Genomic DNA, 26150 nt, shown 5'->3' with positions numbered 1-26150 from the left:
GCCTGATTTAGGAGATAGTCCATGAAATTGCCGATTTACCTTGATTACTCTGCGACCACCCCGGTTGATCCGCGTGTAGCGCAAAAAATGAGTGAATGCCTGCTGGTCGACGGAAACTTCGGTAACCCGGCGTCCCGTTCCCACGTGTTCGGCTGGAAAGCCGAAGAGTCCGTTGAAAACGCTCGTCGTCAGGTCGCCGACCTGGTCAACGCCGACCCACGTGAAATCGTCTGGACCTCCGGTGCCACCGAGTCCGACAACCTGGCAATCAAGGGTGCGGCACATTTCTACGCCACCAAAGGCAAGCATCTGATCACCACCAAGATCGAGCACAAGGCTGTCCTGGACACCATGCGCCAACTGGAGCGTGAAGGCTTCGAAGTCACCTACATCGAGCCACGCACCGACGGTCTGGTCACCCCGGAGATGATCGAAGCCGAACTGCGCGACGACACCATCCTGGTTTCGGTCATGCACGTGAACAACGAAATCGGCACCGTCAACGACATCGCTGCGATCGGTGAACTGCTGCGTTCCAAGGGCATCCTGTTCCACGTCGACGCTGCTCAGTCCACCGGCAAGGTCGAAATCGACCTGTCGAAGCTGAAAGTCGACATGATGTCGTTCTCCGCCCACAAGACCTACGGTCCTAAAGGCATCGGCGCCCTGTACGTAAGCCGCAAGCCGCGCGTACGTATCGAAGCGACCATGCACGGCGGCGGTCACGAGCGCGGCATGCGTTCCGGCACCCTGGCGACCCACCAGATCGTCGGCATGGGCGAAGCCTTCCGTGTAGCCAAGGAAGACATGGCTGCCGAGAACGTGCGCATCAAGGCCCTGAGCGACCGTTTCTACAAGCAGGTCGAGCATCTGGAGGAGCTGTACGTCAACGGCAGCCTGACCGCCCGCGTTCCGCACAACCTGAACCTGAGCTTCAACTACGTTGAAGGCGAGTCGCTGATCATGGCCCTCAAGGACCTGGCAGTTTCTTCCGGTTCGGCTTGCACCTCGGCATCGCTCGAGCCTTCGTACGTACTGCGCGCCCTGGGCCGCAACGACGAACTGGCACACAGCTCGATCCGCTTCACCTTCGGCCGTTTCACCACCGAAGAAGAAATCGATTACGCCGCGCAGAAAGTCTGCGAGGCCGTTACCAAGCTGCGCGCTCTGTCGCCGCTGTGGGACATGTACAAAGACGGCGTCGATATCTCGAAGATCGAGTGGGCGGCACACTAAATATAGAAGCCGCCAGATACAGCTCCTGTAGCGACGCGGCGACTGACGCAAGCGTAGTTACAGGGCCTCAAGAGCGGCCCTGATGAGTGAGGATTAGAATCATGGCTTACAGCGAAAAGGTCATCGACCACTACGAAAACCCGCGCAACGTCGGCAAGATGGACGCGGAAGATCCTGATGTCGGCACCGGCATGGTCGGCGCTCCGGCGTGCGGCGATGTGATGCGCCTGCAGATCAAGGTCAACGACGCCGGCATCATCGAAGACGCCAAGTTCAAGACCTACGGCTGCGGTTCGGCTATCGCTTCCAGCTCCCTCGCCACTGAGTGGATGAAGGGCAAGACCCTGGATGAAGCGGAAACCATCAAGAACACCCAGCTGGCTGAAGAACTGGCCCTGCCGCCAGTGAAAATTCACTGCTCGGTACTCGCAGAAGACGCCATCAAGGCGGCGGTTCGCGATTACAAGCAGAAGAAAGGCTTGATCTGATTTTCGAGTTTTGGCGACGAGTAAGGAGTCACCGATGGCTATCAGCATGACAGAAGCGGCTGCCCGGCACGTGCGCCGCTCCCTCGACGGGCGCGGCAAAGGTGAAGGGATTCGTCTGGGTGTTCGCACCACGGGCTGTTCCGGCCTTGCCTATGTGCTGGAGTTTGTCGACGAGGTGGTCGCGGAAGACCAGGTGTTCGAAAGTCACGGCGAGAAAGTGATCATCGACCCGAAAAGCCTGGCCTACCTGGACGGCACCGAGCTCGATTTCGTCAAGGAAGGGTTGAACGAAGGCTTCAAGTTCAACAACCCCAACGTACGCGGTGAATGTGGCTGCGGCGAAAGCTTCAACATCTGAGGCTTGTCGTGGGTACTCCTTGTCATTTCGCTTTATTCGAGCTGCAACCGGGGTTCAATCTGGACCTCGACCAGTTGGCTACGCGCTACCGTGAGTTGGCGCGCAGCGTACATCCAGACCGTTTTGCCGACGCTTCCGAGCGCGAGCAGCGGCTGGCGCTGGAGCAATCCGCGAGCCTCAACGAGGCCTACCAGACGCTCAAGAATCCCCCCAAGCGCGCGCGTTACCTGCTCGCCTTGAAGGGTGGTGAGCTGCCCCTGGAGGTCACGGTGCATGATCCGGAGTTTCTGTTGCAGCAGATGCAATGGCGCGAAGAACTCGAAGACCTGCAAGACAGCGCCGATCTGGCGGGTGTTGCGGTATTCAAGCGCCGTCTGAAGGTCGCTCAGGATAAACTGAACGAAAGCTTCGCAGCCTGTTGGGATGATGCAGCGCAACGTGAGCAGGCCGAACGCCTGATGCGGCGCATGCAGTTCCTCGACAAGCTCACCTACGAAGTGCGCCAGCTAGAAGAGCGCCTCGACGATTAACCCAGTGCCGCTCCGGTCGCACGCCTGATATACAGATAAGACCTGATAACGATGGCCCTACTGCAGATCGCCGAACCCGGCCAAAGTCCTCAACCGCACCAGCGTCGTCTGGCTGTGGGGATCGACTTGGGCACTACCAATTCGCTGGTCGCTGCGTTGCGCAGTGGTCTTTCCGAGCCCCTGGCCGACGCAGAAGGGCGGGTCATCCTGCCGTCTGCCGTGCGCTATCACGCCGATCGCGTTGAGGTCGGCGAGTCGGCCAAGCTGGCTGCCGCCACTGATCCCCTGAACACCGTGCTGTCGGTCAAGCGCCTGATGGGTCGTGGTCTGTCCGACGTCAAGCAATTGGGCGAGCAACTGCCGTACCGCTTTGTCGGCGGCGAATCGCACATGCCGTTCATCGACACCATCCAGGGCCCGAAAAGCCCGGTGGAAGTCTCCGCCGACATCCTCAAGGTCCTGCGTCAGCGCGCCGAGGCTACATTGGGTGGCGAGCTGGTGGGTGCGGTGATCACTGTTCCCGCGTATTTCGACGATGCTCAGCGTCAAGCCACCAAGGACGCGGCCAAACTGGCCGGCCTGAACGTGCTGCGCTTGCTCAATGAGCCGACCGCTGCCGCTGTGGCCTACGGCCTGGATCAGCATGCCGAAGGCTTGGTCGCGATTTACGACCTGGGCGGCGGCACCTTCGATATTTCGATTCTGCGCCTGACCGGCGGTGTCTTCGAAGTCCTGGCCACCGGCGGCGACAGCGCCCTGGGCGGCGATGACTTCGACCACGCGATCGCTGGCTGGATCATCGAGAGCGCCGGTCTGTCCGCCGATCTCGACCCGGGTGCGCAGCGTCAACTGCTGCAAACGGCCTGTGCCGCGAAAGAAGCGCTGACCAATGCCTCGTCGGTCGAAGTGGCTCACGGCGACTGGAAAGCCGAGCTGACCCGCGAAGCCTTTGATGCGCTGATCGAGCCGATGGTCGCTCGCAGCCTGAAAGCCTGCCGCCGTGCGGTACGTGATTCCGGCGTCGAGCTCGAAGACGTGCATGCCGTCGTCATGGTCGGCGGCTCGACTCGTGTGCCTCGTGTTCGCGAAGCCGTCGCTGAAGCCTTTGGTCGTCAACCTCTGACCGAAATCGACCCGGATCAAGTGGTGGCCATTGGTGCCGCGATCCAGGCCGATACCCTGGCCGGCAACAAGCGCGATGGCGATGAACTGCTGCTGCTCGACGTGATTCCGTTGTCCCTGGGGCTGGAAACCATGGGCGGCCTGATGGAGAAGGTGATTCCGCGCAACACCACCATCCCCGTCGCTCGCGCCCAGGACTTCACCACTTACAAAGACGGCCAGTCGGCCATGGCGATCCACGTGTTGCAGGGTGAGCGCGAGCTGATCAGCGACTGCCGCTCCCTGGCACGCTTTGAATTGCGTGGTATCCCGGCGATGGTGGCTGGCGCGGCGAAGATTCGCGTGACCTTCCAGGTCGATGCCGACGGTCTGCTCAGCGTTTCCGCCCGCGAACTGGGTTCGGGCGTTGAGGCCAGCATCCAGGTCAAGCCGTCCTACGGCCTGACCGACGGCGAAATCGCCAAAATGCTCAAGGATTCGTTCCAGCACGCCAATGACGACAAGGTTGCCCGCGTACTGCGCGAGCAGCAGGTCGATGCCCAGCGTTTGATCGAGGCAGTGCAGGGCGCCCTGGAAGCCGACGGTGAGCGTCTGCTCGATGCCGAAGAGCGCATGGTCATTGAATTGCAGATGCAGGAACTGACCGAACTGATGAAAGGTTCCGATGGTTTTGCCATCGAGCAGCAGACCAAGCGTCTGTCGCAAGTGACCGACGCTTTTGCCGCCCGCCGCATGGACTTGACCGTCAAAGCCGCGCTGTCGGGACGCAACCTGAATGAGATTGAGGAATAACGATGCCGCAGGTCATTTTTCTGCCACACGAGAAGTTTTGCCCCGAAGGCATGGTTGTGGAGGCTGAGACCGGTACGTCCATCCTCGAACTGGCTCACGAACACCATATCGAGATGGAAAGTGCCTGTGGCGGCGTCTGCGCCTGCACCACCTGCCACTGCATCATTCGCGAAGGTTTCGATTCGCTGGAAGAGGCGGATGAGCTGGAGGAAGACTACCTTGATAAGGCTTGGGGTCTTGAGCGTGAGTCCCGTCTGGGCTGTCAGGCCAAGGTCGGTACCGAAGACCTGACCGTCGAAATTCCGAAGTACTCGCTCAACCACGCAGCCGAAGCGCCGCACTGATTCAAGGAATTGTCATGAGTCTGAAGTGGACTGATGTGCTGGAAATCGCGATCCAGCTGGCTGAAACCAAGCCCGATGTTGACCCAATGTCGGTCAACTTCGTCGATCTGCGTAAATGGGTGATGGAATTGCCCGAGTTCGACGACAAGCCTGAGCATTGTGGCGAAAAGATCCTGGAGGCCATTCAGGCCCACTGGATCGAAGAACGCGACTGAGCCACGCTGCAGGTTAGGCAATACCCGAGAACCCGCGTATAATTCGCGGGTTTAATTTTTCGTAAATTACCGTTTCTGGAGTTACACCATGGCTGTTCAACGTACTTTCTCCATCATCAAGCCTGACGCCGTTGCTAAAAACGTGATCGGCAAGATCACCACTCGCTTCGAAGACGCTGGCCTGCGCGTTGTAGCTTCGAAACTGAAGCAACTGTCCAAAGCCGAAGCCGAAGGCTTCTACGCTGAGCACAGCGAGCGCGGTTTCTTCGGTGACCTGGTTGCCTTCATGACTTCCGGTCCGGTTGTTGTTCAGGTTCTGGAAGGCGAAAACGCTATCGCTCGCAACCGTGAGCTGATGGGCGCTACCAACCCTAAAGAAGCTGCTGCCGGCACCATCCGTGCTGACTTCGCTGAATCGATCGACGCCAACGCCGTTCACGGTTCGGACTCCGAAGCCGCTGCCGCTCGCGAAATCGCATACTTCTTCGCAGCTACTGAAGTAACCACTCGCTAAGCATTGGCTTAAGAGTGAAGGTGAATCCATGACTACATCGACTGTAAAAACTAACCTGCTGGGGCTGACCCAGCTGGAAATGGAAAAATTCTTCGACTCAATCGGGGAGAAGCGTTTCCGTGCCGGTCAGGTAATGAAATGGATTCACCACTTTGGCGTCGATGATTTCGATGCCATGACGAACGTCAGCAAGGCCCTGCGCGATAAGCTCAAGGCCATTGCCGAGGTCCGTGGTCCGGAAGTGGTCAGCGAGGACATCTCCAGCGACGGCACCCGCAAGTGGGTGGTGCGCGTGGCGTCCGGCAGCTGCGTCGAGACCGTGTACATTCCCCAGGGCAAACGCGGCACCTTGTGCGTTTCGTCCCAGGCAGGCTGTGCCCTGGACTGCAGTTTCTGCTCCACCGGCAAGCAAGGCTTCAACAGCAACCTCACCGCCGCCGAAGTCATCGGCCAGGTGTGGATTGCCAACAAATCTTTCGGCAGCGTCCCGGCAACCGTCGACCGTGCCATCACCAACGTGGTGATGATGGGCATGGGTGAGCCGCTGCTGAACTTCGACAACGTCGTCGCGGCCATGCACCTGATGATGGACGACCTGGGCTACGGCATCTCCAAGCGCCGTGTAACCCTGTCGACCTCCGGCGTGGTACCGATGATCGATGAGCTGTCCAAGCACATCGACGTCTCCCTGGCGTTGTCCCTGCACGCACCCAATGACGCATTGCGTAACCAATTGGTGCCGATCAACAAGAAGTATCCGCTTAAGATGCTCCTCGAGTCGTGCCAGCGCTACATGTCCAACCTGGGCGAAAAGCGCGTGCTGACCATCGAGTACACCTTGCTCAAGGACATCAACGACAAGGTCGAGCATGCAGTCGAGATGATCGAGCTGCTCAAGAACATCCCGTGCAAGATCAACCTGATCCCGTTCAACCCGTTCCCGCATTCCGGGTACGAGCGACCGAGCAACAACGCCATTCGTCGGTTCCAGGATCAGCTTCATCATGCCGGTTTCAACGTTACCGTCCGCACCACCCGTGGTGAAGACATCGACGCCGCTTGTGGTCAGTTGGTAGGACAGGTGCTGGATCGCACCCGTCGCAGCGAACGTTATATTGCCGTGCGTGAATTGAACGCCGACAACGATATCGCTTCGAACGCTGCGAACAATAACTAAGAGAGGATCTCTATGTCCCTGCGCTTTGCGCTGCTGTTGCTGTTGGCCAGCCTCTGCGCTGGCTGTGTTCTTTCGGGTGATTACAACCCGCTCAAGACCAGCAAGGGCCGTGATGAAGCGCGCGAGGCATACGTGCAGCTCGGCATCGGCTATTTGCAACAGGGTATGACCGAGCGCGCCAAGGTCCCGCTGAAGAAGGCGTTGGAGCTTGATAGCACCGACCCCGATGCCAACGCGGCACTGGCGCTGGTGTTCCAGGCCGAGATGGAGCCTGAGCTTGCCGACGAGCATTTTCGCAAGGCGCTGTCTTCACGCCCCGCTGATGCGCGTATCCTTAACAACTACGGCAGTTTTCTGTTCCAGCAGCAACGTTACAAGGACGCTTACCAGCGCTTTGAACAAGCGGCTGCCGATACCCTGTATCCTGAGCGTTCGCGGGTGTTCGAGAACCTGGGTATGACCGCGTCGAAGCTTGGGCAGCGTGAACTGGCCCAGTTGCAGCTGGAAAAAGCCTTGCGTTTGAATCGCCAGCAGCCACGTGCATTGCTGGAAATGGCTGAGTTGTCTTACGAAGACAGGCATTATGTGCCCGCGCGCGATTATTACGACCGTTTTAGCCTGCTTGCCGAACAAAATGCACGTAGTCTATTGCTCGGCGTTCGGCTGGCAAAAGTGTTTGAAGATCGCGACAAGGCCGCAAGTGCGGGCCTGCAATTAAAACGACTCTATCCCGGTACGCCGGAATATCAGCAATACCTGTCGGAGCAATGATGAAAGCGGCGCATCCCGAAGTTGTAGCAGCGAATCGCGTTAACCCAGGTGAAATCCTGCGCCAGGCCCGCGAAAGCAATGGCTGGTCGCTGGCCGAAGTGGCCCTCAAGCTCAACCTCACCACCACTTCCCTGAGCAATCTGGAAGCCGGCGCTTTCGACAAGCTGCCTGGGCATACTTTTGCCCGCGGTTATATTCGCGCCTATGCCAAATTGCTCGGCATGGACCAGGCCGTTCTGGTTCAGCAGTTCGACCAGTCCACCGGCACCGATTCCAAGGGCAGCAGTGTCCACAGCCTGGGTCGTATCGAAGAGCCTGTACGGGTTTCCCACACCATTTTGCGCATTGTCAGCCTGTTGCTGCTGATCGCGGTGATCGGTGGCGGGTTTGTCTGGTGGCAGGATCAGGCTTCGTTGCGCACCAAGGACCTGATCGGTCTGGCGCCGGAGCACGTCGAAGTCGAAGGCGCCGACGGCACTACCCAGATTCATCCGCTGGACGAGCCGGAAGACCAGGCCGTCGCGCAAGGCCAGGCAGAAGGCGAAACCACGCTTGCCTTGCAGCAGCCCGAGACTTCCGAACAGGCACCGGCCGACACTCAGGCTGCCGCACCTTCCACCGTGCCGACAGCACCGACCGCACCGGCTGCAGCACCTGTTGCGCCAACTCACAGCACCGCCCCGGTTGTGGCAACTCCGGCAGCCCCCGCTCCGGCGGTGCCTGCGGCTACGGCTCCGGTCGTGACTGCTCCGGTTGCTCCGAGCGCTCCGGCTCCAGCGCCTGCCGCGGCCGCCCCGGTTGCCGGCCAGGGCCAGGTTCAACTGCAATTCACCGCCGATTGCTGGACGCAAGTGACCGATGGCAACGGCAAGGTGCTGTTGAGCGGTCTAAAGCGTAAAGGCGATAGCGCTTCCCTCAGCGGCAAGCCACCGTTTGCCGTGCGCCTGGGCTTCGCCCGGGGTGCGCAAGTCAGCTATAACGGCCAGGCGGTCGATGTCGCTCCGTTCACCAGTGGCGAGACTGCTCGCCTGAAGTTGGGTCAATAAGTCATGCACGGCGAATCTCCAATCAAACGTCGCGAATCACGCAAGATCTGGGTCGGTAACGTACCTGTCGGCGGCGATGCGCCCATCGCTGTGCAGAGCATGACCAACAGCGACACCAATGATGTCGCGGCCACGGTTGCCCAGATCAATCGCCTGGAAGCGGCCGGCGTCGATATCGTGCGCATTTCCGTACCGGACATGGACGCTGCCGAAGCCTTCGGCAAGATCAAGCAACTGGTCAAAGTACCTTTGGTTGCCGACATCCACTTCGACTACCGCATCGCCTTGCGCGTCGCCGAGCTGGGCGTTGACTGCCTGCGTATCAACCCTGGCAACATCGGTCGCGAAGACCGCGTGCGTGCGGTGGTCGATGCGGCCCGTGACCGCGGGATTCCGATCCGTATCGGCGTCAACGCCGGTTCCCTGGAAAAAGACCTGCAAAAGAAATACGGCGAGCCGACCCCGGCCGCGCTGGTCGAATCCGCCTTGCGCCACGTCGAGCACCTCGAGCGCCTGAACTTCCAGGACTTCAAGGTCAGCGTGAAAGCTTCCGACGTGTTCATGGCCGTCGAAGCCTACCGCCTGCTGGCCAAGGAAATCGTCCAGCCGCTGCACCTGGGGATCACCGAAGCCGGTGGTTTGCGTTCAGGCACGGTGAAATCAGCCGTGGGCCTCGGTATGCTGCTTGCCGAAGGGATTGGCGATACTATTCGCATCTCGTTGGCGGCCGACCCGGTCGAGGAAGTGAAAGTCGGTTACGACATTCTCAAGTCCCTGCACCTGCGTTCCCGTGGTATCAACTTCATCGCCTGCCCGAGCTGCTCGCGGCAGAACTTCGATGTGGTCAAGACCATGAACGAGCTGGAAGGGCGCCTCGAAGACCTGTTGGTGCCGCTGGATGTTGCGGTGATCGGTTGCGTGGTAAACGGCCCGGGTGAAGCCAAGGAGGCCCATATCGGCTTGACCGGCGGCACGCCAAACCTGATTTACATCGACGGCAAGCCGTCGCAGAAACTGACGAATGACAATCTGGTGGATGAGCTTGAACGCTTGATCCGCGAGAAAGCGGCCGAAAAGGTCGAAGCTGACGCTGCCGTTATCGCACGTGGCTAAGCCGGGCTGAAAAGAGCCGAACGAATTTAAGGATTTAAAGTGAGCAAGTCTCTGCAAGCCATACGTGGCATGAACGACATCCTGCCCGATCAGACCCCCCTGTGGCGTCATTTCGAAGGCACCGTTTCGCGCCTGCTGGATAACTACGGTTACAAGCAGATCCGCATGCCGATCGTCGAGTTCACCGAGCTGTTCAAACGCTCCATCGGTGAAGTGACCGACATCGTCGAAAAAGAGATGTACACCTTCGACGACCGTAACGGCGACTCCCTGACCCTGCGCCCTGAAGGCACGGCGGCTTGCGTGCGTGCTGTGCTCGAACACGGCATCACCGGCGGTGGCCAGGTGCAGAAACTCTGGTACATCGGCCCGATGTTCCGCCACGAACGTCCGCAGAAAGGCCGTTATCGCCAGTTCCACCAGATCGGCGTCGAGGTGTTCAACCTTGATGGTCCGGACATCGACGCCGAGCTGATCGTGCTGACCTGGCGCCTGTGGGGCGAGCTGGGCATTCGCGATGCGGTCAAGCTCGAACTCAACAGCCTGGGCACCAGCGAGTCCCGTGGCCGCTATCGTGAAGCGCTGGTCGAGTTCCTGTCCGCACATCTGGACAAGCTGGACGAAGACAGCCAGCGCCGCCTGAAAACCAACCCGTTGCGGGTACTGGACACCAAGAACGCCGACACACAGGCGATCCTGGTCGACGCGCCGAAGATGGCCGACTACCTCGACGAAGAATCGCGCGTGCACTTCGAGGGCCTCAAGGCTCGCCTGGACGCTGCCGGCATTCCTTACGTGATCAACCCGAAGCTGGTTCGCGGGCTGGATTACTACAGCAAGACCGTTTTCGAATGGGTCACCGACAAGCTGGGTGCCCAGGGCACCGTCTGCGCCGGTGGTCGTTACGACGGTCTGGTCGAGCAGATGGGTGGCAAGCCGACTGCAGGCGTTGGTTTCGCCATGGGCATCGAGCGCCTGGTGCTGCTGCTCGAAACCCTGGAGCAGATCCCGCAAGAGATTTCCCGTCAGGTCGACGTCTACCTCTGTGCCTTTGGTGAAGAGGCCGAACTGGCTGGTCTGGCCTTGGCCGAGCGGGTACGTGATCAATTACCCAACCTGCGCCTGCAAGTGAATGCCGGCGCCGGCAGTTTCAAAAGCCAGTTCAAGAAAGCCGACAAGAGCGGCGCGCTGTATGCGCTGATTCTCGGTGACGACGAAATGGCCCAGCAAGTGGTAGGTTTCAAACCCCTGCGTGGCCAGGGCGAACAACAAAGCATTGCCTGGGATGCGCTTGCTGCACACCTGGCCACCTGCGTCGTGCAGGGTTGAAGCTGTCTGAACAGCCGATTTAGCGATTAAGGAGTATTGGGGTGTCGAGTACCGAAGACGAACATCTGGCGGATTTGAAGGATTGGTGGTCACGCAACGGCAAGCCCCTGGTCACTGGCGGCCTGTTGGCGCTGGTCATCGTGTTCGGCTGGCAGGCGTTCCACAAGTATCAGAACAATCAGGCGCAAGGCGCTTCGATTCTCTATCAGCAATTGCTGGAAACCACGCTGACGCCTGACGGTAAGCCTGATGCAGCGCGTGTCGCCGATCTGGCCGGCAAGCTCAACGCCGAATTTGGCGGCAGTGCCTACGCGCAATACGGCAGCCTGTTCGTGGCCAAGGTCGCGGTCGACAGCGGCAAGCTGGACGACGCTGCCAGCCAGCTCAAAGCCATTGCCGACAAGCCGGCCAACCCGGCGCTGGGCGAAATTGCCCGTCAGCGTCTGGCCCAGGTGCTGGGTGCCCAGAACAAGGCCGATGAAGCCCTGAAGCTGCTCGAAGGCGATGCCGACAAGGCATTCCTGGCCACTCGTGAAGAACTCAAGGGCGATCTGCTGGTGCAGTTGGGTCGTACTGAGGAAGCGAACGCGGCGTATCAAAAAGCCAAGGCGGCACTGTCGGATGAAGCGGCGGTCGGTGGCCTGCAAATCAAGCTGGACGATCTGGCCAAAGGGGATGCGTGACGTGATCCGTTGGAAACATGCAGCACTGCTGGCCCTGGCCATTTTGGCCGCGGGTTGCAGCAGCAACAGCAAAAAAGAACTGCCTCCGGCCGAGTTGACTGACTTCAAGGAAGAAGTGGTTCTGCACAAGCAGTGGAGTCGTTCGATCGGTGACGGTCAGGGCGAAACCTACAACATGCTGGTGCCGGCAATCGATGGCGAAACCATCTATGCCGCCGACGTCACCGGTGTGGTGATGGCGATGGATCGCAGCAATGGCGACGTCAAGTGGAAGAAAGATCTCGAACTGCCTGTGTCCGGCGCCGTTGGCGTGGGTTACGGTCTGGTCATGATCGGTACGCTGCAGGGCGAAATCGTTGCCCTGGACGCCATCAACGGTGAAGAGAAATGGCGCGCTCGCGTGTCCAGCGAAGTACTCGCACCGCCGGCCAACAACGGTGACGTGGTCGTGGTTCAGACCCAGGACGACCGTCTGATCGGCCTGGATGCGTCCACCGGTGATCGTCGCTGGATCTATGACAGCACTCCAGCGGTACTGACCCTGCGTGGCACCAGTGCGCCGATCGTGACCAACCGCCTCGCGGTGGCTGGCCTGTCGACCGGTAAAGTGGTTGCTTTGGATATCTCCAACGGCGTGCCGGTGTGGGAACAGCGTGTTGCGATCCCGCAAGGTCGTTCGGAGCTGGAGCGTGTGGTCGATATCGACGGCGGCTTGCTGCTGTCCGGCGGTACCTTGTACGTTGCCAGCTACCAGGGTCGCGTTGCGGCACTGGACCTGGAAAGCGGTCGCCAGCTCTGGCAGCGTGATGCTTCCAGCTATGCCGGTGTCGCCCAAGGGTTGGGCACCGTCTATGTGAGCCTGTCTTCGGGCACCGTTGAAGGCGTCGACGAGCGTTCCACCACAGCCTTGTGGAGCAACGACTCGCTGGCTCGCCGTCAACTGTCGGCTCCGGAAGTGTTTTCCAGCTACGTGGCAGTCGGTGACCTGGAAGGTTACCTGCACCTGCTGAGTCAGGTGGACGGTCGATTCGTCGGCCGCGAGCGCATCGACAGCGACGGCCTGCGTGCCCGTCCGCTGGTGGTGGGTGACACGATTTATGTGTATGGCAACAGCGGCAAACTGGAAGCCCTGACCATCAAGTAACGACTATGCTTGGGGTTTAACCCCAGGCAGCGGCTTTTCTGTAGGAGCGAGCAGGCTCGCGATGGACGTCAACGATAACGCTGGCAGTCTGATTAATCGCGGTGCCATGGCGTTTCTCGCGAGCATGCTCGCTCCTACAGATTGCTGCCCGAGCACCAGCCGCTGCCTAGCAGCGGCTTTTGTATTTTCTGAAATAACGAAGTGGAGAGCCGCATGGTTCCCGTAATCGCCCTGGTGGGCCGACCGAACGTCGGCAAGTCCACCTTGTTCAACCGCCTGACCAGGACTCGCGACGCCATCGTCGGCGACCTGTCCGGTCTGACCCGTGATCGCCAATACGGTGAGGCCAAATGGCAAGGGCGTTCCTACATTCTGGTCGACACCGGTGGTATCTCCGGTGACGAGCACGGTATGGACGAAAAAATGGCCGAGCAGTCACTGCTGGCCATTGAAGAAGCGGATGTTGTGCTGTTCCTGGTAGATGCCAAGGCCGGTTTTACCGCCGCCGACCAGATGATCGCCGAGCATTTGCGCAAACGTAACAAGCGTTCCTACGTGGTTGCCAACAAGGTCGACAACATCGACCCTGAAATGGCCCGCGCCGAATTCGCTCCGTTGGGCATGGGCCACGCGATTCCGATCGCAGGTGCTCACGGTCGTGGCATCACCCAGATGCTGGAAATCGCCCTGAGCGACTTCCCGAAAGACGAAGAAGAGCCGGAAGAAGGCGAGGAAGAGATCGTTGCCGAAGGCGAGGAAGCCAAGCGCATTCCTGGCCCGAGCGAAAAAGACGGGATCAAGATCGCGATCATTGGCCGTCCGAACGTCGGCAAGTCGACCCTGGTCAACCGTATGCTCGGTGAAGACCGGGTTATCGTGTACGACCAGCCGGGCACCACCCGCGACAGTATCTACATCCCGTTCGAGCGTAACGAAGAGAAGTACACGCTGATCGACACCGCCGGTGTGCGCAAGCGCGGCAAGATCCACGAAGAAGTCGAAAAATTCTCCGTGGTCAAAACCCTGCAGGCGATCAAAGACGCCAACGTGGTGATCTTCGTGATGGACGCCCGCGAAGGCGTGGTGGATCACGACCTCAACCTGTTGGGCTTTGCCATTGAGTCGGGTCGTGCGCTGGTTATCGCGATCAACAAGTGGGACGGCATGACGCCGAGCGAGCGCGACTTCGTCAAGGTCGAGCTGCAGCGTCGTCTGTTCTTCGTTGACTACGCCGACATCCACTTCATCTCGGCCCTGCACGGCACTGGCGTGGGTAACCTCTACGCGTCGGTGCAGAACTCGTTCAAGTCTGCGGTCACCCGCTGGCCGACCAACCGCCTGACCCAGATTCTGGAAGACGCGGTCGGTGAGCACGCGCCACCGATGGTCAACAATCGCCGGATCAAGCTGCGTTATGCCCACCTGGGTGGCGCGAACCCGCCGATCATCGTGATTCACGGTAACCAGATTGAGAAGGTGCCGAAGTCTTACGTGCGTTACCTGGAAAACACTTACCGTCGTGTGTTGAAGCTGGTCGGTACACCGATCCGCATCGAGTTCAAGGGCGGCGAAAACCCGTACGAAGGCAACAAGAACTCGCTGACCGACCGCCAGGTCAACAAGAAGCGTCGCTTGATGTCGCACCACAAGAAGGCCGACAAGAAGCGCCGCGACAAGCGCTGATTCAAGACCCGCACTCCATTTTTGTTGTGCGGGGTTATTGTGGCGAGGTGGCTTGTCGGACCGCCGCATCGCCCCGTTCGGCTGCGAAGCAGTCGTAAAACCTGCAATGCGGTTTTTTGACAGACCGCGTGGATGGTCTCAGGGCGGCTACGCCACCCAACGGGGGCAAGCCCCCTCGCCACAAGGTGCTGATTCAAGACCCGCACTCCATTTTTGTTGTGCGGGGTTATTGTGGCGAGGTGGCTTGTCGGACCGCCGCATCGCCCCGTTCGGCTGCGAAGCAGTCGTAAAACCTGCAATGCGGTTTTTTGACAGACCGCGTGGATGGTCTCAGGGCGGCTACGCCACCCAACGGGGGCAAGCCCCCTCGCCACAAGGTGCTGATTCAAGACCCACACTCCATTTTTGTTGTGCGGGGGTATTGTGGTGATGGGGCTTGTCGGACCGCCGCATCGCCCCGTTCGGCTGCGAAGCAGTCGTAAAACCTGCACTGCGGTTTTTTGACAGACTGCGTGGATGGTTTAGGGCGGCTACGCCACCCAACGGGGGCAAGCCCCCTCGCCACAAGGTTATGTGTTTATCATCAGAAGGAGGGCGCCGGTTGGCGCCCTTTTTTTATGGGCGCCGGATGGGCTATCCTCGAACTCCCCCGCGCCGCCGTAGAGCCGGGTGTAGAGCAGGGAACCACCGATGATCACCAGTAAGCTGCCGAATGTCGGCATCACCATCTTCACTCAGATGTCTCAGCTCGCGGCACAAACCGGCGCGCTCAATCTGTCCCAGGGTTTCCCCGATTTCGACGCTCCGCAGGCCCTGTGCGATGCGGTCGGGCGGCACATTGCCAGCGGCCATAACCAGTATTCGCCAATGACCGGATTGCCGGCGTTGCGTCAGCAAGTGGCGGCGAAGATCGCGCGCAGCTATGGCGTCAATGTCGATGCCGACAACGACGTGACGATAACCCCCGGCGCTACCCAGGCGATCTTCTGTGCGATCCAGGCGGTTATCCACAGCGGCGACGAAGTGATCGTGTTCGACCCTTGCTACGACAGTTACGAACCGGCGACTGAACTGGCAGGCGGGCGTTGCGTGCATGTGCAACTCGGGCTCGATGATTTTTCCATCGACTTCCAGAAACTCGCTGATGCGATTACCCCGCGCACGCGGATGATTGTTCTCAACTCGCCGCACAACCCGAGCGGCGCGCTGATCAGCCGTGCCGAGCTGGATCAATTGGCGGATCTGATTCGTGATCGCGACATCTATATCCTCAGCGACGAAGTCTACGAGCACCTGGTATTCGACGGTGTACCTCACGTCAGCGTGCTGAATCACCAAGAGCTGTATCAGCGTGCTTTCGTTGTCAGTTCCTTCGGCAAGACCTATCACGTCACCGGCTGGAAAACCGGCTACGTCGTCGCCCCACCGGCGCTGACGGCGGAGCTGCGCAAGGTGCATCAGTACGTCAGCTTCTGCGGCGTGACCCCGCTGCAATACGCCCTGGCCGATTTCATGGCCGAGCAGCCACAGCATGTGGAAGAGTTGCCGGACTTCTATCAGGCCAAACGCGATCTTTTCTGCGATCTGCTGGCGCCGTCGCGCTTCAAATTCACCCGTGTGACCGGCACCTACTTCCAACTGGTCGATTACTCGCAGATCCGTCCGGACCTCAATGATGTCGAGATGGCGCTGTGGATGACCCGCGAACACGGGGTGGCGAGCATTCCGATCTCGGTGTTCTACCAGACCCCGCCCGAAGGCCAGCGCCTGGTGCGGTTGTGCTTCGCCAAGCGCGAGGAGACGCTGCGAGAAGCGGCGGAAAAACTATGCGTGATCTGAGTGCGTTACCCAACCTGACGGTCGCGTTGATCCAGACTTCCCTGGCCTGGCACGACCGCCAGGCCAACCTGGAGCATTTCGAGCCCCTGCTGGATGAAGCTCGTGGCGCGGACTTGATCATCCTGCCAGAGATGTTCACCACCGGTTTCTCCATGGAATCCGAGACCCTCGCCGAGGCGGAAAACGGCCCCACCAGCAAATGGCTGCGGGCCCAGGCGCTAAGGCTCGATGCGGTGATCACCGGCAGTGTCATCATTCAGGCCGCCGACGGCAGTCATCGCAATCGCCTGTTGTGGGCGCGCCCGGACGGCGAGGTGCTGCATTACGACAAACGCCATCTGTTTCGCATGGCCGGCGAGCATAACCATTACACCCCCGGCGAGCGTCAGGTGCAGTTCGAGCTCAAGGGCTGGCGTGTACGCCCGCTGATCTGCTACGACCTGCGCTTCCCGGTGTGGAGTCGCGATGCCCAGGACACCGACCTGTTGCTGTACACCGCGAACTGGCCGGGCGCACGACGCCAGCACTGGAACCGCCTGTTGCCGGCACGGGCGATCGAGAACCTGTGTTATGTAGCGGCGGTTAATCGCATAGGGACTGATGGCAAGGGCTTTGCCTATACCGGCGACAGTCAGGTCCTGGATTTCCAGGGTGAGACGTTGCTCGGTGCCGGTGAGGCGGACGGGGTGTTCACTGTGGTGCTGAATGCGGCGGAGTTGGCGGCGTATCGCACGCGGTTTCCGGCGAACCTGGATGCCGATACCTTCGAGTTCACCTGATATTTTCACTGCCTGACCGTTCGTCTTCGCGAGCAAGCCCGCTCCCACACTTGGTCGGTGTGAGCACAGATTTTGTGTACACCAAAAACCCACTGTGGGAGCGGGCTTGCTCGCGAAGAGGCCAGAACAGGCAACACAAAAATCCCAGACAAACAAAAAGGCCCCGAGATTCACATCCCGGGGCCTTTTGTGTTTCAGCGATGGCTTACGCCGCTTTAGCTTCCGGCTGGCTCAGCGAGCGATTCAGCGCGCTGAACAGAGCCTTGAAGCTGGCGGTGGTGATGTTTTCATCGATACCCACGCCGTGGACCGCGCGTTCACCGTTCACCCGCAGTTCAATGTAGGCCGCAGCCTTGGCATTGGTCCCGGCACCGATCGCGTGCTCGTTGTAGTCCATGATTTCCACCGGGATCGGCAGGCCGGCCACCAGGGCTTCCAGGGCGCCGTTGCCCTTGCCGCGCCAGTGCAGGTTGGTCTCGCCCTGGCCTTTGCCGGCGACTTCGACTTCGACGGCACTGTTGCCGTTTTCTTCCTGCAGACGGTGGCTGACCAGCGCGTACGGGGTGTTTGCCTGCAAGTATTCGCTGTGCAGCAGTGCGTGGATCTGCTGGGCGGTCATCTCAAGGCCCAGGCGATCGGTTTCACGCTGCACGACCTGGCTGAACTCGATCTGCATGCGGCGCGGCAAGTTGATGCCGTATTCCTGTTCCAGCAGATAAGCGATGCCGCCCTTGCCCGACTGACTGTTGACGCGGATCACCGCCTCGTAGCTGCGGCCAATGTCGGCCGGGTCGATCGGCAGGTACGGCACTTCCCACAGTGCATCCGGTTTCTGCTGGGCGAAGCCCTTGCGGATTGCATCCTGGTGCGAGCCGGAGAACGCGGTATGGACCAGGTCGCCAACGTACGGGTGACGCGGGTGCACCTGGATCTGGTTGCACTCTTCGACGACTTTGCGCACGCCGTCGATATCGGAGAAGTCCAGTTCAGGATGAACGCCCTGGGTGTAGAGGTTCAACGCCACGGTTACCAGGTCAACGTTGCCGGTACGCTCGCCATTACCGAACAGGCAGCCTTCGACACGGTCAGCGCCGGCCATCAGGCCCAACTCGGTGGCGGCTACGCCGGTGCCACGGTCGTTGTGGGTGTGCAGGCTGATGATCACGCTGTCACGACGGTTGATGTGACGGCCGAACCACTCGATCTGGTCGGCATAAATGTTCGGGGTCGCGCATTCGACGGTGGCCGGCAGGTTGAGGATCATCTTGTGCTCGGGCGTCGGGTTCCAGACTTCGATCACCGCGTCGCAGACTTCCTTGGCGAACTCAAGCTCGGTGGCACTGAAAGTCTCTGGCGAGTATTCGAAGGTCCACTGGGTTTCCGGCTGCTGGGCGGCGTATTTGACGAACAGCTTGGCCGCGCTGACCGCGATTTCCTTGATTCCGTCCTTGTCCTGGTTGAAGACAATGCGGCGGAAGGAAGGGGAGGTCGCGTTGTACAGGTGAACGATGGCTTTCTTCGCGCCACGCAGGGATTCGAAGGTACGCGCGATCAGGTCTTCACGGCCCTGGGTCAGCACCTGGATGGTGGTGTCGTCCGGGATGTGGTTGCCTTCGATCAGGGTACGCACGAAGTCGAAGTCGGTTTGCGAGGCGGCCGGGAACGAAGCTTCGATTTCCTTCACGCCGACTTGCACCAGGGTTTTCCAGAAGCGCAGCTTCTTGACCGCGTCCATCGGCTCGATCAGCGACTGGTTGCCATCGCGCAGGTCGGAACTGCACCAGATTGGCGCGGCAGTGATGGTTTTCGATGGCCAGGTGCGGTCCGGGATATCGATGGTCGGGAACGCGCGGTATTTCGAAGACGGGTCTTTGAGCATGCTCATCGGGTAATCCTTATTGTGTGGGCCGAAAAAAGGCGGCCTGCCGGTGGATCAAATGTTCTTGGAATAACGCTTGGGACGAGGCACTGCGATTCAGCCCGGTAGTCGTGCGCTGACAAGGCACAGGCTGCGGTGCTGACGAAGCTGAATGAGGGTGTGAGAGGTTTTCATGCCTTCAACCCTAACCGCCGTGGTTGAGGATGGCAAGCAGTCGAAAAAAATTGAGAGGAATTCTCGTGGGCGAGTGTTTCTCGCGATTTTATTGCTTCAATTTTATTCGATTGTTGTGTTGTTTGCGCTTGGTTTGATTGGTGCGCAATTAAGAAAAATGGGGTTCAGGTCGGCGAGGCTGAGGGAACCTTGGATTTATCGGGTGATTCGACTGCCGTCTTCGCGGGCAAGCCCGCTCCCACAGTGGGCGATGGTGTTCATGGAATTTATGTACGCCTCCAGTCCCTGTGGGAGCGGGCTTGCCCGCGATCAGGCCATCAGTCTCACTAGAGATTTAAGGCTGGAACGCTCCGATAAAAATCGCCGGATCCACCCGCGCATCATTCAGGCTGATATTCCAATGCATATGCGGCCCGGTTGCCCGGCCGGTCGCACCGACTTTCCCCACCACGCCGCCACGGGCCAGTTGCTGGCCGACCTTCACGTCAATTTTCGACATGTGGCAGAACATGCTGATAAAGCCCTGGCCGTGGTCGACAAATACCGTATTGCCATTGAAGAAGTAATTGCCTATGAGAATCACCTTGCCGGCGGCCGGGGTCTTGATCGGTGTGCCAGCGCCCACGGCGAAATCCAGGCCGGAGTGGGGGTTGCGTTCTTCACCGTTGAAGAAACGGCGCACGCCGAATTTGCTCGACAGCGGGCCGTTGACCGGTTTGTCGAGTAACAGGTTGCTCGGAGTGTTCGGGCTGAAGGTGCGATAAGCGGCAACCTGCTCCGCCAATTCGCGCTCGATGCGCTTGAGGTTCTCCGGGTCCGGATTGACCTGCTGGGTGTTTTTCAGGGTGATGCGCTGTTCCGGGTATTTCTTGGCTCCGACCGTGAAACTCAGGTTGCGACCGCCGCTGCTGATGGACTGGGCACCCAGCTTGACCGTCAGCGGTACGCCGACAATCGCCAGCCAGTTGTTCTGTTCCTTGACCACCAGCACCGGTTTGCCCTGGTAGCTGGCTTTCGGCGCTTGCATGGACGCGCCCAGGTCCACGACGGCCACGCCCCCCGGCACCGGCTTGTTCAACAGGCGGGTGATGTAGCTGTCGGCATGGGCGTTAAAGGTCAGGCACAGCAGTAGCAACGAAGCAAAAAAACGCGGCATGGATCAGTCCAGTAAAGAGAGGGTGACGGGCGTCAGGTGATTGTCTTCGACCCGCACCTGCAGTTCGCCTTCACCCAGCTTGGCCTTAAGGCGTTGGCCGGTATGAGTTTGGCCGGCGTTGCGGATTACGTTGCCGCGCTCGTCGAGCAAAATGCTGTAGCCACGGCCGAGGGTCGCCAGAGGGCTGACCACGTGCAACGTCTGCATCTGGCTTTGCAGTTGCAGGCGGCGGCTTTTCAAGCCCTCGCGGATAGCGCGGGGCAGGCGTTCGGCAAGGCTGTCGAGGCGTTGACGCAGCATCGCCAGTTGACGCCCGGGATGTTGCCCGGCCAGGCGGGTTTCGAGACGGATCAGCCGCTCGCGACGGGTGTTGAGACTGCGCTCGAAGGCGCGCCGCATACGCATGTCCAGATCGTCCAGGCGTTGTGCTTGCTGGCGCAGGCGTTCGCCCGGATGACGCAATCGGCGCGAGATACCTTCCAGGCGCAGGCGATCGCGCATCAGGCGATCGCGCATGCGCATTACCAGGCGCCGGTGCAAGCTTTCGACCCGGCGTACCAGATCGCTGGAGTCCGGAGCCAGCAGTTCGGCGGCGGCGGAGGGCGTTGGCGCGCGTACGTCGGCTACGAAGTCACTGATTGAAACATCGGTTTCATGGCCGACGGCGCTGACGATCGGAGTCACGCAGGCATCCACGGCACGGGCCACGGCTTCCTCGTTGAAGCACCAGAGGTCTTCCAGGGAGCCGCCGCCCCGGGCCAGGATCAGTGCGTCAAAGCCACGGGCGTCGGCCAGCTTCAGTGCGCGGACAATCTGTGCGGTGGCTTCGCGCCCCTGTACGGCAGTGGGAATCAGCGTCAACTGCACCTGCGGTGCGCGGCGGCGGAACACGCTGATGATGTCGCGGATCACGGCGCCGGTGGGCGAGCTGATGATGCCGATGCGTTGCGGATGTGCCGGCAGCGGCACCTTGCGCTCGGCACTGAACAAACCTTCGGCGCTGAGCTTTTCCTTCAGCGCCTCGAAGGCCAGGCGCAACGCGCCGTCGCCGGCTGGCTCCATGGTATCGAGGATCAGTTGATAATCGCCGCGGCCCTCGAACAACGAGACCTTGCCGCGCACCTTGACCGCCAGGCCGTCTTTCAACGCCTGGCGAACCCGTGCCGCGTTCTGCCGGAACAGCGCGCAACGCACCTGGGCGCCGCTGTCCTTGAGGGTGAAGTAGACATGGCCGGACGCCGGGCGGGCGAGGTTGGAGATTTCACCTTCGACCCAGATATTGCTGAACACGTCTTCGAGCAGCACCCGCGCGCGGCCGTTGAGCTGGCTGACGGTGAGGACCTCGCGGTCGAGGCCGAGTCTTGCAAAGGGATCTTTAATCATGGGGCGCAGTTTAAAGGCATTTTCCAAGTGAATGCACGATCCCTATATGACCAAATGATCGATGAACTGTTGAACCAGCGTCGTTGGGTGTTTGCGGTATGCCAAGGCGACGCTGCTATGGCTGTCGGGGTCTGCCAGTGGCAGGAAATGCACATCGGGTGGCGCAATGTCCTGCATTGATTCCGGCAAAAGGGCGATACCAAATCCCGCCTGGATTAACTGCAGTTGCGTTGTTTTACGCGACATCACCCGAGCTGCTTTGGGAAAGAAACCCTGGCGCATGCACAACTGGGCAGACAGGTAGCTAAGCCCTCCTCGTTGGGGGTGAGGGATGGAAATAAACGCTTCGTCACGCAACTGTCCCAGGTTGATTGGCTGCCCGGGGATGTCCCCGGCCAACCAGTGATCGGGCGGAACTGCCACCAGCAAAGGCTCCTCGTAAAGCCGCTCAATCTGTATTTCTTCGCACTGGCGGAGCACTGGTAAACGCAATAGACCGATATCCAGTCGACCGTCTGCCAATTCTTGCAGCTGCGCTTCGGAAGACAACTGAGCGATGTCCATGGATACACCGGGATGATGTTCAAGATAATCGCTGACACTGCGTAACAGTCGGCCGCTCATGGGCACCGTGCTGGAATGACTCAGGCGTAAGGTACCGGTTTGGCCACTACCGATCTTGGTGGCCATTTCGCTGGCCTTGATCAGTTCGCTCAACAGATTTTTGGCTCGGGGTAAAAAAGCTTCCCCCGCAGGTGTGAGCTGGGGCCTGCGTGCAGTACGTTCAAAGAGCGGGGTTTGCAGGTGCGCTTCCATGTCCTTGATTTGTCGACTCAGCGCCGACTGGGCGATGAACAGACGCTCGGCTGCGGCCCCAAAACTGCCGCACTCAGCGATTTCTACGAAGTAACGCAGTTGCCGGATTGAAAGCACAAGACATGCCTTTTTGAGATTGGTGGGTGGCTTTGATGATATTAGTCGCAACGCTCGGCGATGGCTAAAGTCAGCGAACTTAAATAGAGGAACGCTGCAATGAGCGTATTGACGTTGCTGGGGCAATGGCCGTTCGGCGCCATGGACTGGCTGATCATCGGGGCGGGCATCGCCCTGGCTTACATCGTATTTGGCATCGCCGGTTTCGGCACCGCGCTGGTGGCCGGGCCGATTCTGCTTCTGTTTATGCCGCTGTCGAAGATCGTACCGCTGCTGGTGTTGCTGGATTTCGTCGCGGCTTTCGGCAATCTGCTGCCTTCGCGGCGTGATGTGGCCAGGCCGGAGTTGCTGCGTTTGCTGCCGTGCATGGCAGTGGGCTGCACTCTGGGGGTGATTTTCCTGCTGAATCTCAAGTCGGATCTGTTGCTGCTGTTGATGGGGCTGTTTATCAGCGCCTATGCGATCTACAGCCTGGGTGTCAAAACCCGGCCGACGCAATTGTCCGCAGCATGGGCAGTGCCGATGGGTACGGTAGGCGGGATGTTTGGTGCGTTGTTCGGCAGTGGCGGTTTTTTGTATGCGATCTATCTGAACAGTCGTTTGTCCAAAGAGGCGGCGCGGGCGACCCAGAGTGCATTGATCAGTTGCAGCACCGTGGTGCGGTTGAGCCTGTTCGTGATAGCGGGTGTGTATGCCGATTTGCCGTTGCTGGCGCTGGCGTTGTGTCTGCTGCCGGCCATGGCGCTGGGGCTGTGGATCGGCCGACGGCTGACCATGAAGCTGTCGCGCGAGGCGTTCGTGCGCCTGGTGACCTGGCTGGTGCTGGCCAGCGGGATTGCCTTGATTGGGCGCTACTTGAGCACCTGAATACTATTTGTGGGTAGGGGGCTTGCTGTGGCGAGGGGGCTTGTCGGACCGCGGCACCGCCCCGGTTTTGTTTCAGTCAGATCAGGGTGCCTGAGTTTGCGACTGCTTCGCAGCCGAGCGGGGGCAAGCCCCCTCGCCACAGTAAGTCCCTCACTACAGTAGTTGCGTTCTGTCAGTCGTTGTACTGACTCAACAACCGCTCCAGCCGCGCATTGAGGCGGCGTTTGATCTCGGTTTCTATGTGCGGGGCGAAATCGTCGATCACGTCTTGCATGATCAATTGCGCGGCCGCGCGCAGTTCGCTGTCCAGATGCAGCAGGGCATCGGGATTCTGGCTGGCACTTGGCGCAGGTGCCGGTGCGGCCTCTGGTGCCGGGGCTGTCGGTACGACCGGTTGCGGCGGTTCGGTGACCGCATCGAACAACATGGGAATCTGTTCCTGGTCGCTGTCCTCGACCGTGTCGGTCAGCAGGGGCGGTTGCAGGTTGTCATCGCCGAGCAACTGGCGGATCGACTCGAGGTCGTCCAGCAGGTGCGCAGACTGTTGCAGCGGTTTTGGAGTGTCCATCGGAATGCTCAGAGTCGCTGTAGACGGTGATCTTGCAGAGGATAGCCCTGTTCGCGGTAGAAACGGAAACTCTCCCGCGCGGCCTGGCGAATCGCCGGATCTTCCACCACCACTTCCGCCACGCGGGCGAAACGCTGGGCGAAGGCCGGGACTTTCAGGTCGAGGTTGACCAGCAGGTCCTGGTGCTGACCGCAGTCGTCGCCAAAGCCCAGGCTGATCAAGCCGTCTGGTTCGCTTTCGACGGGACCATGGGGCACGAAGCTTTCGCCCTTGAACGCCCACAGACGTGCGTCGAGATCATCACGCTGGGTCGCGTCGCTGCAATGCAGGTAGATACGGTGGCCCATGCGCCAGGCTTTTTCGGTGAGCTTGCAGGCGAAATCGAGCCGCGCCGAAGGATCGGCGCTGGGCAGGATATAGAAGTCGACTTTGGTCATTGCGGTTCCTGAGCCCTGGGCGGCGTTGCTCGAACGCAACGCCGTCCAGGGTCATTGGTTTCAGGCTTTGGCGCGGTCCAGCAGGTACTGGGTCAGCAACGGAACCGGACGGCCAGTGGCGCCCTTGTCCTTGCCGCCACTGGTCCAGGCGGTGCCGGCGATGTCCAGGTGCGCCCAGTTCAGGTTCTTGGTGAAGCGCGACAGGAAGCAGGCGGCCGTGATGGTGCCGGCTTTCGGGCCGCCGATGTTGGCGATGTCGGCGAACGGGCTGTCCAGTTGCTCTTGGTACTCATCGAACAGCGGAAGTTGCCAGGCGCGGTCGTCGGCAGCCTTGCCGGCGCTGAGCAGTTGGCCGATCAGTTCGTCGTTATTGCCCAGCAGGCCCGACGTGTGGGAACCCAGGGCGACGATGCAGGCGCCGGTCAGGGTGGCGATGTCGATCACCGCTTGTGGCTTGAAGCGCTCGGAGTAGGTCAGGGCGTCGCACAGCACCAGGCGGCCTTCGGCGTCGGTGTTGAGGATTTCCACGGTCTGGCCGCTCATGGTGGTGACGATGTCGCCCGGACGCGAAGCGTTGCCGCTCGGCATGTTCTCGGCGCAAGCCAGGATGCACACCAGGTTGATCGGCAGCTTCAGTTCGAGCACGGCACGCAGGGTACCGAACACGCTGGCGGCGCCGCCCATGTCGTACTTCATTTCATCCATGCCGGCGCCGGGTTTCAGGCTGATGCCGCCGGTGTCGAAAGTGATGCCTTTGCCGACCAGTGCGTATGGCTTCTCGGATTTCTTGCCGCCGTTGTATTGCATGACGATCAGGCGCGGTGGCTGGGCACTGCCCTGGCCCACGGCGTAGAAGGAACCCATGCCCAGGTCCTTGATCTTCTTCTCGTCGAGTACTTCGACTTTCAGTTCCTTGAACTCTTTGCCCAGGCTCTTGGCTTGCTCGCCGAGGAAGGTCGGGTGGCAGATGTTCGGCGGCAGGTTGCCCAGGTTGCGGGTGAAGGCCATGCCGTTGGCGATCGCGGTGCCATGATTCACGGCGCGCTGCACTTCGGCCTGAGCGGCCTTGATGGTCACCAGGGTGATTTTCTTCAGGGCGCGCGGTTCGGCTTTCTGGCTCTTGAACTGGTCGAAGCTGTACTCGCCGTCTACCAGGGTTTCCGCCAGCAGGCGAGTCTTGCCATAGCTGTCGCGGCCTTTGACCACGACTTCATCCAGTGCCAGCACCGCATCGCTGCCGCCCAGGCCCTTGAGGGTGTTGAGGATGCCGGCGATGATTTTGCGGAAGGGGCGGTCACCCAGTTCATCGTCCTTGCCCACGCCCACCAGCAACACGCGCTCGGCCTTGAGGTTCGGCAGACTGTGCAGCAACAGGCTCTGGCCGACTTTGCCGGCCAGGTCGCCACGCTTGAGCACGGCGCTGATTGCGCCGCCGCTCAGTTCGTCGATTTGCCGGGCAACGGCACCGAGCTTGCGGCCTTCGCTGACGGCCACTACCAGGGTGGCGGTTTTCAATGTTTCCGGGTTGACGCTTTTTACAACCAGTTCCATGTCCGGGTCCCTGCATTGTTGGTGAATGCGCAAGCGCCC

At 60.2% G+C, this 26150-nt stretch carries 26 protein-coding genes; 19 read left to right on the top strand and 7 right to left on the bottom strand.

Annotation, left to right across the window (positions count from 1 at the left end; translation table 11 throughout):
• Nucleotides 1–21 precede the first annotated feature (21 nt).
• The 18 genes from KW839_RS16370 to KW839_RS16285 all read left to right on the top strand — a co-directional run bounded on the left by KW839_RS16370 (nucleotide 22) and on the right by KW839_RS16285 (nucleotide 17163).
• Nucleotides 22–1236 carry an IscS subfamily cysteine desulfurase gene (locus tag KW839_RS16370; RefSeq protein WP_053162334.1) on the top strand — a complete coding sequence of 405 codons (1215 nt, stop codon included), beginning with the start codon at nucleotides 22–24 and terminating at the stop codon, nucleotides 1234–1236.
• Nucleotides 1237–1337: 101 nt separating this feature from the next.
• Nucleotides 1338–1724 carry a Fe-S cluster assembly scaffold IscU gene (gene iscU, locus KW839_RS16365; RefSeq protein ID WP_007974006.1) on the top strand — a complete coding sequence of 129 codons (387 nt, stop codon included), beginning with the start codon at nucleotides 1338–1340 and terminating at the stop codon, nucleotides 1722–1724.
• Between the two features lie 34 nt (nucleotides 1725–1758).
• Nucleotides 1759–2082 (top strand): iron-sulfur cluster assembly protein IscA, encoded by a 324-nt coding sequence (gene iscA, locus KW839_RS16360; protein ID WP_003227904.1) that lies wholly within the window; start codon nucleotides 1759–1761, stop codon nucleotides 2080–2082.
• Between the two features lie 8 nt (nucleotides 2083–2090).
• Nucleotides 2091–2612: a co-chaperone HscB gene (gene hscB / locus KW839_RS16355; protein WP_060543105.1), complete on the top strand. Its 522-nt coding sequence runs from the start codon at nucleotides 2091–2093 to the stop codon at nucleotides 2610–2612.
• 51 nt (nucleotides 2613–2663) lie between these two features.
• A complete protein-coding gene (gene hscA, locus KW839_RS16350) occupies nucleotides 2664–4526 on the top strand; it encodes a Fe-S protein assembly chaperone HscA (protein ID WP_060543106.1) in 1863 nt (620 codons plus the stop codon).
• A gap of 2 nt (nucleotides 4527–4528) precedes the next feature.
• Entirely contained in the window at nucleotides 4529–4870 is a 342-nt protein-coding gene (fdx, locus tag KW839_RS16345) for an ISC system 2Fe-2S type ferredoxin (RefSeq protein WP_060543107.1), read from the top strand.
• Nucleotides 4871–4884: 14 nt separating this feature from the next.
• Complete coding sequence (iscX, locus tag KW839_RS16340) at nucleotides 4885–5085, top strand: Fe-S cluster assembly protein IscX (RefSeq protein WP_060543108.1); 201 nt, start codon at nucleotides 4885–4887, stop codon at nucleotides 5083–5085.
• A gap of 88 nt (nucleotides 5086–5173) precedes the next feature.
• Nucleotides 5174–5599 carry a nucleoside-diphosphate kinase gene (gene ndk / locus KW839_RS16335; RefSeq protein WP_024014216.1) on the top strand — a complete coding sequence of 142 codons (426 nt, stop codon included), beginning with the start codon at nucleotides 5174–5176 and terminating at the stop codon, nucleotides 5597–5599.
• Between the two features lie 28 nt (nucleotides 5600–5627).
• Nucleotides 5628–6776 (top strand): 23S rRNA (adenine(2503)-C(2))-methyltransferase RlmN, encoded by a 1149-nt coding sequence (gene rlmN / locus KW839_RS16330; protein ID WP_218424919.1) that lies wholly within the window; start codon nucleotides 5628–5630, stop codon nucleotides 6774–6776.
• A 12-nt stretch (nucleotides 6777–6788) separates the two neighbouring features.
• A complete protein-coding gene (gene pilW / locus KW839_RS16325) occupies nucleotides 6789–7547 on the top strand; it encodes a type IV pilus biogenesis/stability protein PilW (RefSeq protein WP_218424918.1) in 759 nt (252 codons plus the stop codon).
• Nucleotides 7547–8593 (top strand): RodZ family helix-turn-helix domain-containing protein, encoded by a 1047-nt coding sequence (locus KW839_RS16320; protein ID WP_218424917.1) that lies wholly within the window; start codon nucleotides 7547–7549, stop codon nucleotides 8591–8593. The genes pilW and KW839_RS16320 overlap by 1 nt, the downstream gene beginning before the upstream one ends.
• 3 nt (nucleotides 8594–8596) lie before the next feature.
• Nucleotides 8597–9706: a flavodoxin-dependent (E)-4-hydroxy-3-methylbut-2-enyl-diphosphate synthase gene (gene ispG / locus KW839_RS16315; protein WP_060543112.1), complete on the top strand. Its 1110-nt coding sequence runs from the start codon at nucleotides 8597–8599 to the stop codon at nucleotides 9704–9706.
• A 39-nt stretch (nucleotides 9707–9745) separates the two neighbouring features.
• Nucleotides 9746–11035 (top strand): histidine--tRNA ligase, encoded by a 1290-nt coding sequence (gene hisS, locus KW839_RS16310; RefSeq protein WP_218424916.1) that lies wholly within the window; start codon nucleotides 9746–9748, stop codon nucleotides 11033–11035.
• 41 nt (nucleotides 11036–11076) lie between these two features.
• Nucleotides 11077–11718, top strand: a complete 642-nt coding sequence (locus tag KW839_RS16305) for a tetratricopeptide repeat protein (RefSeq protein WP_218424915.1) — start codon at nucleotides 11077–11079, stop codon at nucleotides 11716–11718.
• Entirely contained in the window at nucleotides 11711–12862 is a 1152-nt protein-coding gene (bamB, locus tag KW839_RS16300) for an outer membrane protein assembly factor BamB (RefSeq protein ID WP_218424914.1), read from the top strand. Before KW839_RS16305 ends, bamB begins: the two co-directional genes overlap by 8 nt.
• 213 nt (nucleotides 12863–13075) lie before the next feature.
• On the top strand, nucleotides 13076–14545 hold the full coding sequence (der, locus tag KW839_RS16295) for a ribosome biogenesis GTPase Der (RefSeq protein WP_060543116.1): 1470 nt from the start codon (nucleotides 13076–13078) through the stop codon (nucleotides 14543–14545).
• Nucleotides 14546–15235: 690 nt separating this feature from the next.
• The gene (locus tag KW839_RS16290; RefSeq protein ID WP_218424913.1) at nucleotides 15236–16384 is read left to right on the top strand and encodes a pyridoxal phosphate-dependent aminotransferase; all 1149 of its coding nucleotides are present in this window, start codon (nucleotides 15236–15238) and stop codon (nucleotides 16382–16384) included.
• A complete protein-coding gene (locus KW839_RS16285) occupies nucleotides 16372–17163 on the top strand; it encodes an amidohydrolase (protein ID WP_060543118.1) in 792 nt (263 codons plus the stop codon). Before KW839_RS16290 ends, KW839_RS16285 begins: the two co-directional genes overlap by 13 nt.
• Nucleotides 17164–17368: 205 nt before the next feature.
• Here the strand turns inward: KW839_RS16285 and leuA are convergent, their stop codons facing one another.
• The 4 genes from leuA to KW839_RS16265 form a co-directional block, all read right to left on the bottom strand.
• Nucleotides 17369–19048 (bottom strand): 2-isopropylmalate synthase, encoded by a 1680-nt coding sequence (gene leuA / locus KW839_RS16280; RefSeq protein ID WP_218424912.1) that lies wholly within the window; start codon nucleotides 19046–19048, stop codon nucleotides 17369–17371.
• A 502-nt stretch (nucleotides 19049–19550) separates the two neighbouring features.
• Entirely contained in the window at nucleotides 19551–20372 is an 822-nt protein-coding gene (locus KW839_RS16275; RefSeq protein ID WP_218424911.1) for a M23 family metallopeptidase, read from the bottom strand.
• 3 nt (nucleotides 20373–20375) lie between these two features.
• Entirely contained in the window at nucleotides 20376–21755 is a 1380-nt protein-coding gene (gene xseA / locus KW839_RS16270; protein WP_218424910.1) for an exodeoxyribonuclease VII large subunit, read from the bottom strand.
• Between the two features lie 42 nt (nucleotides 21756–21797).
• Nucleotides 21798–22688 carry a LysR family transcriptional regulator gene (locus tag KW839_RS16265; RefSeq protein ID WP_218424935.1) on the bottom strand — a complete coding sequence of 297 codons (891 nt, stop codon included), beginning with the start codon at nucleotides 22686–22688 and terminating at the stop codon, nucleotides 21798–21800.
• A gap of 99 nt (nucleotides 22689–22787) precedes the next feature.
• On the opposite strand from KW839_RS16265, the gene KW839_RS16260 reads away from it, so the two are divergent.
• Nucleotides 22788–23555, top strand: a complete 768-nt coding sequence (locus KW839_RS16260; protein ID WP_218424909.1) for a sulfite exporter TauE/SafE family protein — start codon at nucleotides 22788–22790, stop codon at nucleotides 23553–23555.
• Between the two features lie 172 nt (nucleotides 23556–23727).
• Here KW839_RS16260 and KW839_RS16255 read toward each other — a convergent pair whose 3' ends face one another.
• The 3 genes from KW839_RS16255 to KW839_RS16245 are packed head-to-tail and all read right to left on the bottom strand — an operon-like array spanning nucleotide 23728 to nucleotide 26111.
• Nucleotides 23728–24123 carry a DNA polymerase III subunit chi gene (locus tag KW839_RS16255; RefSeq protein WP_218424908.1) on the bottom strand — a complete coding sequence of 132 codons (396 nt, stop codon included), beginning with the start codon at nucleotides 24121–24123 and terminating at the stop codon, nucleotides 23728–23730.
• A gap of 8 nt (nucleotides 24124–24131) precedes the next feature.
• On the bottom strand, nucleotides 24132–24560 hold the full coding sequence (locus KW839_RS16250) for a DNA polymerase III subunit chi (protein ID WP_218424907.1): 429 nt from the start codon (nucleotides 24558–24560) through the stop codon (nucleotides 24132–24134).
• 60 nt (nucleotides 24561–24620) lie between these two features.
• Nucleotides 24621–26111, bottom strand: coding sequence for a leucyl aminopeptidase (locus KW839_RS16245; protein ID WP_218424906.1), 1491 nt, complete (start codon nucleotides 26109–26111; stop codon nucleotides 24621–24623).
• Nucleotides 26112–26150 lie beyond the last annotated feature (39 nt).

Source organism: Pseudomonas sp. PDM31 (assembly GCF_019218965.1).
Lineage (GTDB): Bacteria > Pseudomonadota > Gammaproteobacteria > Pseudomonadales > Pseudomonadaceae > Aquipseudomonas.
Note: the sequence above shows the minus strand (reverse complement) of the source record. Positions and strands in the feature narration are given on the sequence as shown.

Coding starts and splice junctions, on each gene's coding strand:
- KW839_RS16370 (WP_053162334.1), top strand. CDS start 22: ATGAAATTGCCGATTTACCTTGATTACTCTGCGACCACCCCGGTTGAT.
- iscU (WP_007974006.1), top strand. CDS start 1,338: ATGGCTTACAGCGAAAAGGTCATCGACCACTACGAAAACCCGCGCAAC.
- iscA (WP_003227904.1), top strand. CDS start 1,759: ATGGCTATCAGCATGACAGAAGCGGCTGCCCGGCACGTGCGCCGCTCC.
- hscA (WP_060543106.1), top strand. CDS start 2,664: ATGGCCCTACTGCAGATCGCCGAACCCGGCCAAAGTCCTCAACCGCAC.
- fdx (WP_060543107.1), top strand. CDS start 4,529: ATGCCGCAGGTCATTTTTCTGCCACACGAGAAGTTTTGCCCCGAAGGC.
- iscX (WP_060543108.1), top strand. CDS start 4,885: ATGAGTCTGAAGTGGACTGATGTGCTGGAAATCGCGATCCAGCTGGCT.
- ndk (WP_024014216.1), top strand. CDS start 5,174: ATGGCTGTTCAACGTACTTTCTCCATCATCAAGCCTGACGCCGTTGCT.
- rlmN (WP_218424919.1), top strand. CDS start 5,628: ATGACTACATCGACTGTAAAAACTAACCTGCTGGGGCTGACCCAGCTG.
- pilW (WP_218424918.1), top strand. CDS start 6,789: ATGTCCCTGCGCTTTGCGCTGCTGTTGCTGTTGGCCAGCCTCTGCGCT.
- KW839_RS16320 (WP_218424917.1), top strand. CDS start 7,547: ATGAAAGCGGCGCATCCCGAAGTTGTAGCAGCGAATCGCGTTAACCCA.
- ispG (WP_060543112.1), top strand. CDS start 8,597: ATGCACGGCGAATCTCCAATCAAACGTCGCGAATCACGCAAGATCTGG.
- bamB (WP_218424914.1), top strand. CDS start 11,711: ATGCGTGACGTGATCCGTTGGAAACATGCAGCACTGCTGGCCCTGGCC.
- der (WP_060543116.1), top strand. CDS start 13,076: ATGGTTCCCGTAATCGCCCTGGTGGGCCGACCGAACGTCGGCAAGTCC.
- KW839_RS16290 (WP_218424913.1), top strand. CDS start 15,236: ATGATCACCAGTAAGCTGCCGAATGTCGGCATCACCATCTTCACTCAG.
- KW839_RS16285 (WP_060543118.1), top strand. CDS start 16,372: ATGCGTGATCTGAGTGCGTTACCCAACCTGACGGTCGCGTTGATCCAG.
- leuA (WP_218424912.1), bottom strand. CDS start 19,048: ATGAGCATGCTCAAAGACCCGTCTTCGAAATACCGCGCGTTCCCGACC.
- KW839_RS16275 (WP_218424911.1), bottom strand. CDS start 20,372: ATGCCGCGTTTTTTTGCTTCGTTGCTACTGCTGTGCCTGACCTTTAAC.
- xseA (WP_218424910.1), bottom strand. CDS start 21,755: ATGATTAAAGATCCCTTTGCAAGACTCGGCCTCGACCGCGAGGTCCTC.
- KW839_RS16260 (WP_218424909.1), top strand. CDS start 22,788: ATGAGCGTATTGACGTTGCTGGGGCAATGGCCGTTCGGCGCCATGGAC.
- KW839_RS16255 (WP_218424908.1), bottom strand. CDS start 24,123: ATGGACACTCCAAAACCGCTGCAACAGTCTGCGCACCTGCTGGACGAC.
- KW839_RS16250 (WP_218424907.1), bottom strand. CDS start 24,560: ATGACCAAAGTCGACTTCTATATCCTGCCCAGCGCCGATCCTTCGGCG.
- KW839_RS16245 (WP_218424906.1), bottom strand. CDS start 26,111: ATGGAACTGGTTGTAAAAAGCGTCAACCCGGAAACATTGAAAACCGCC.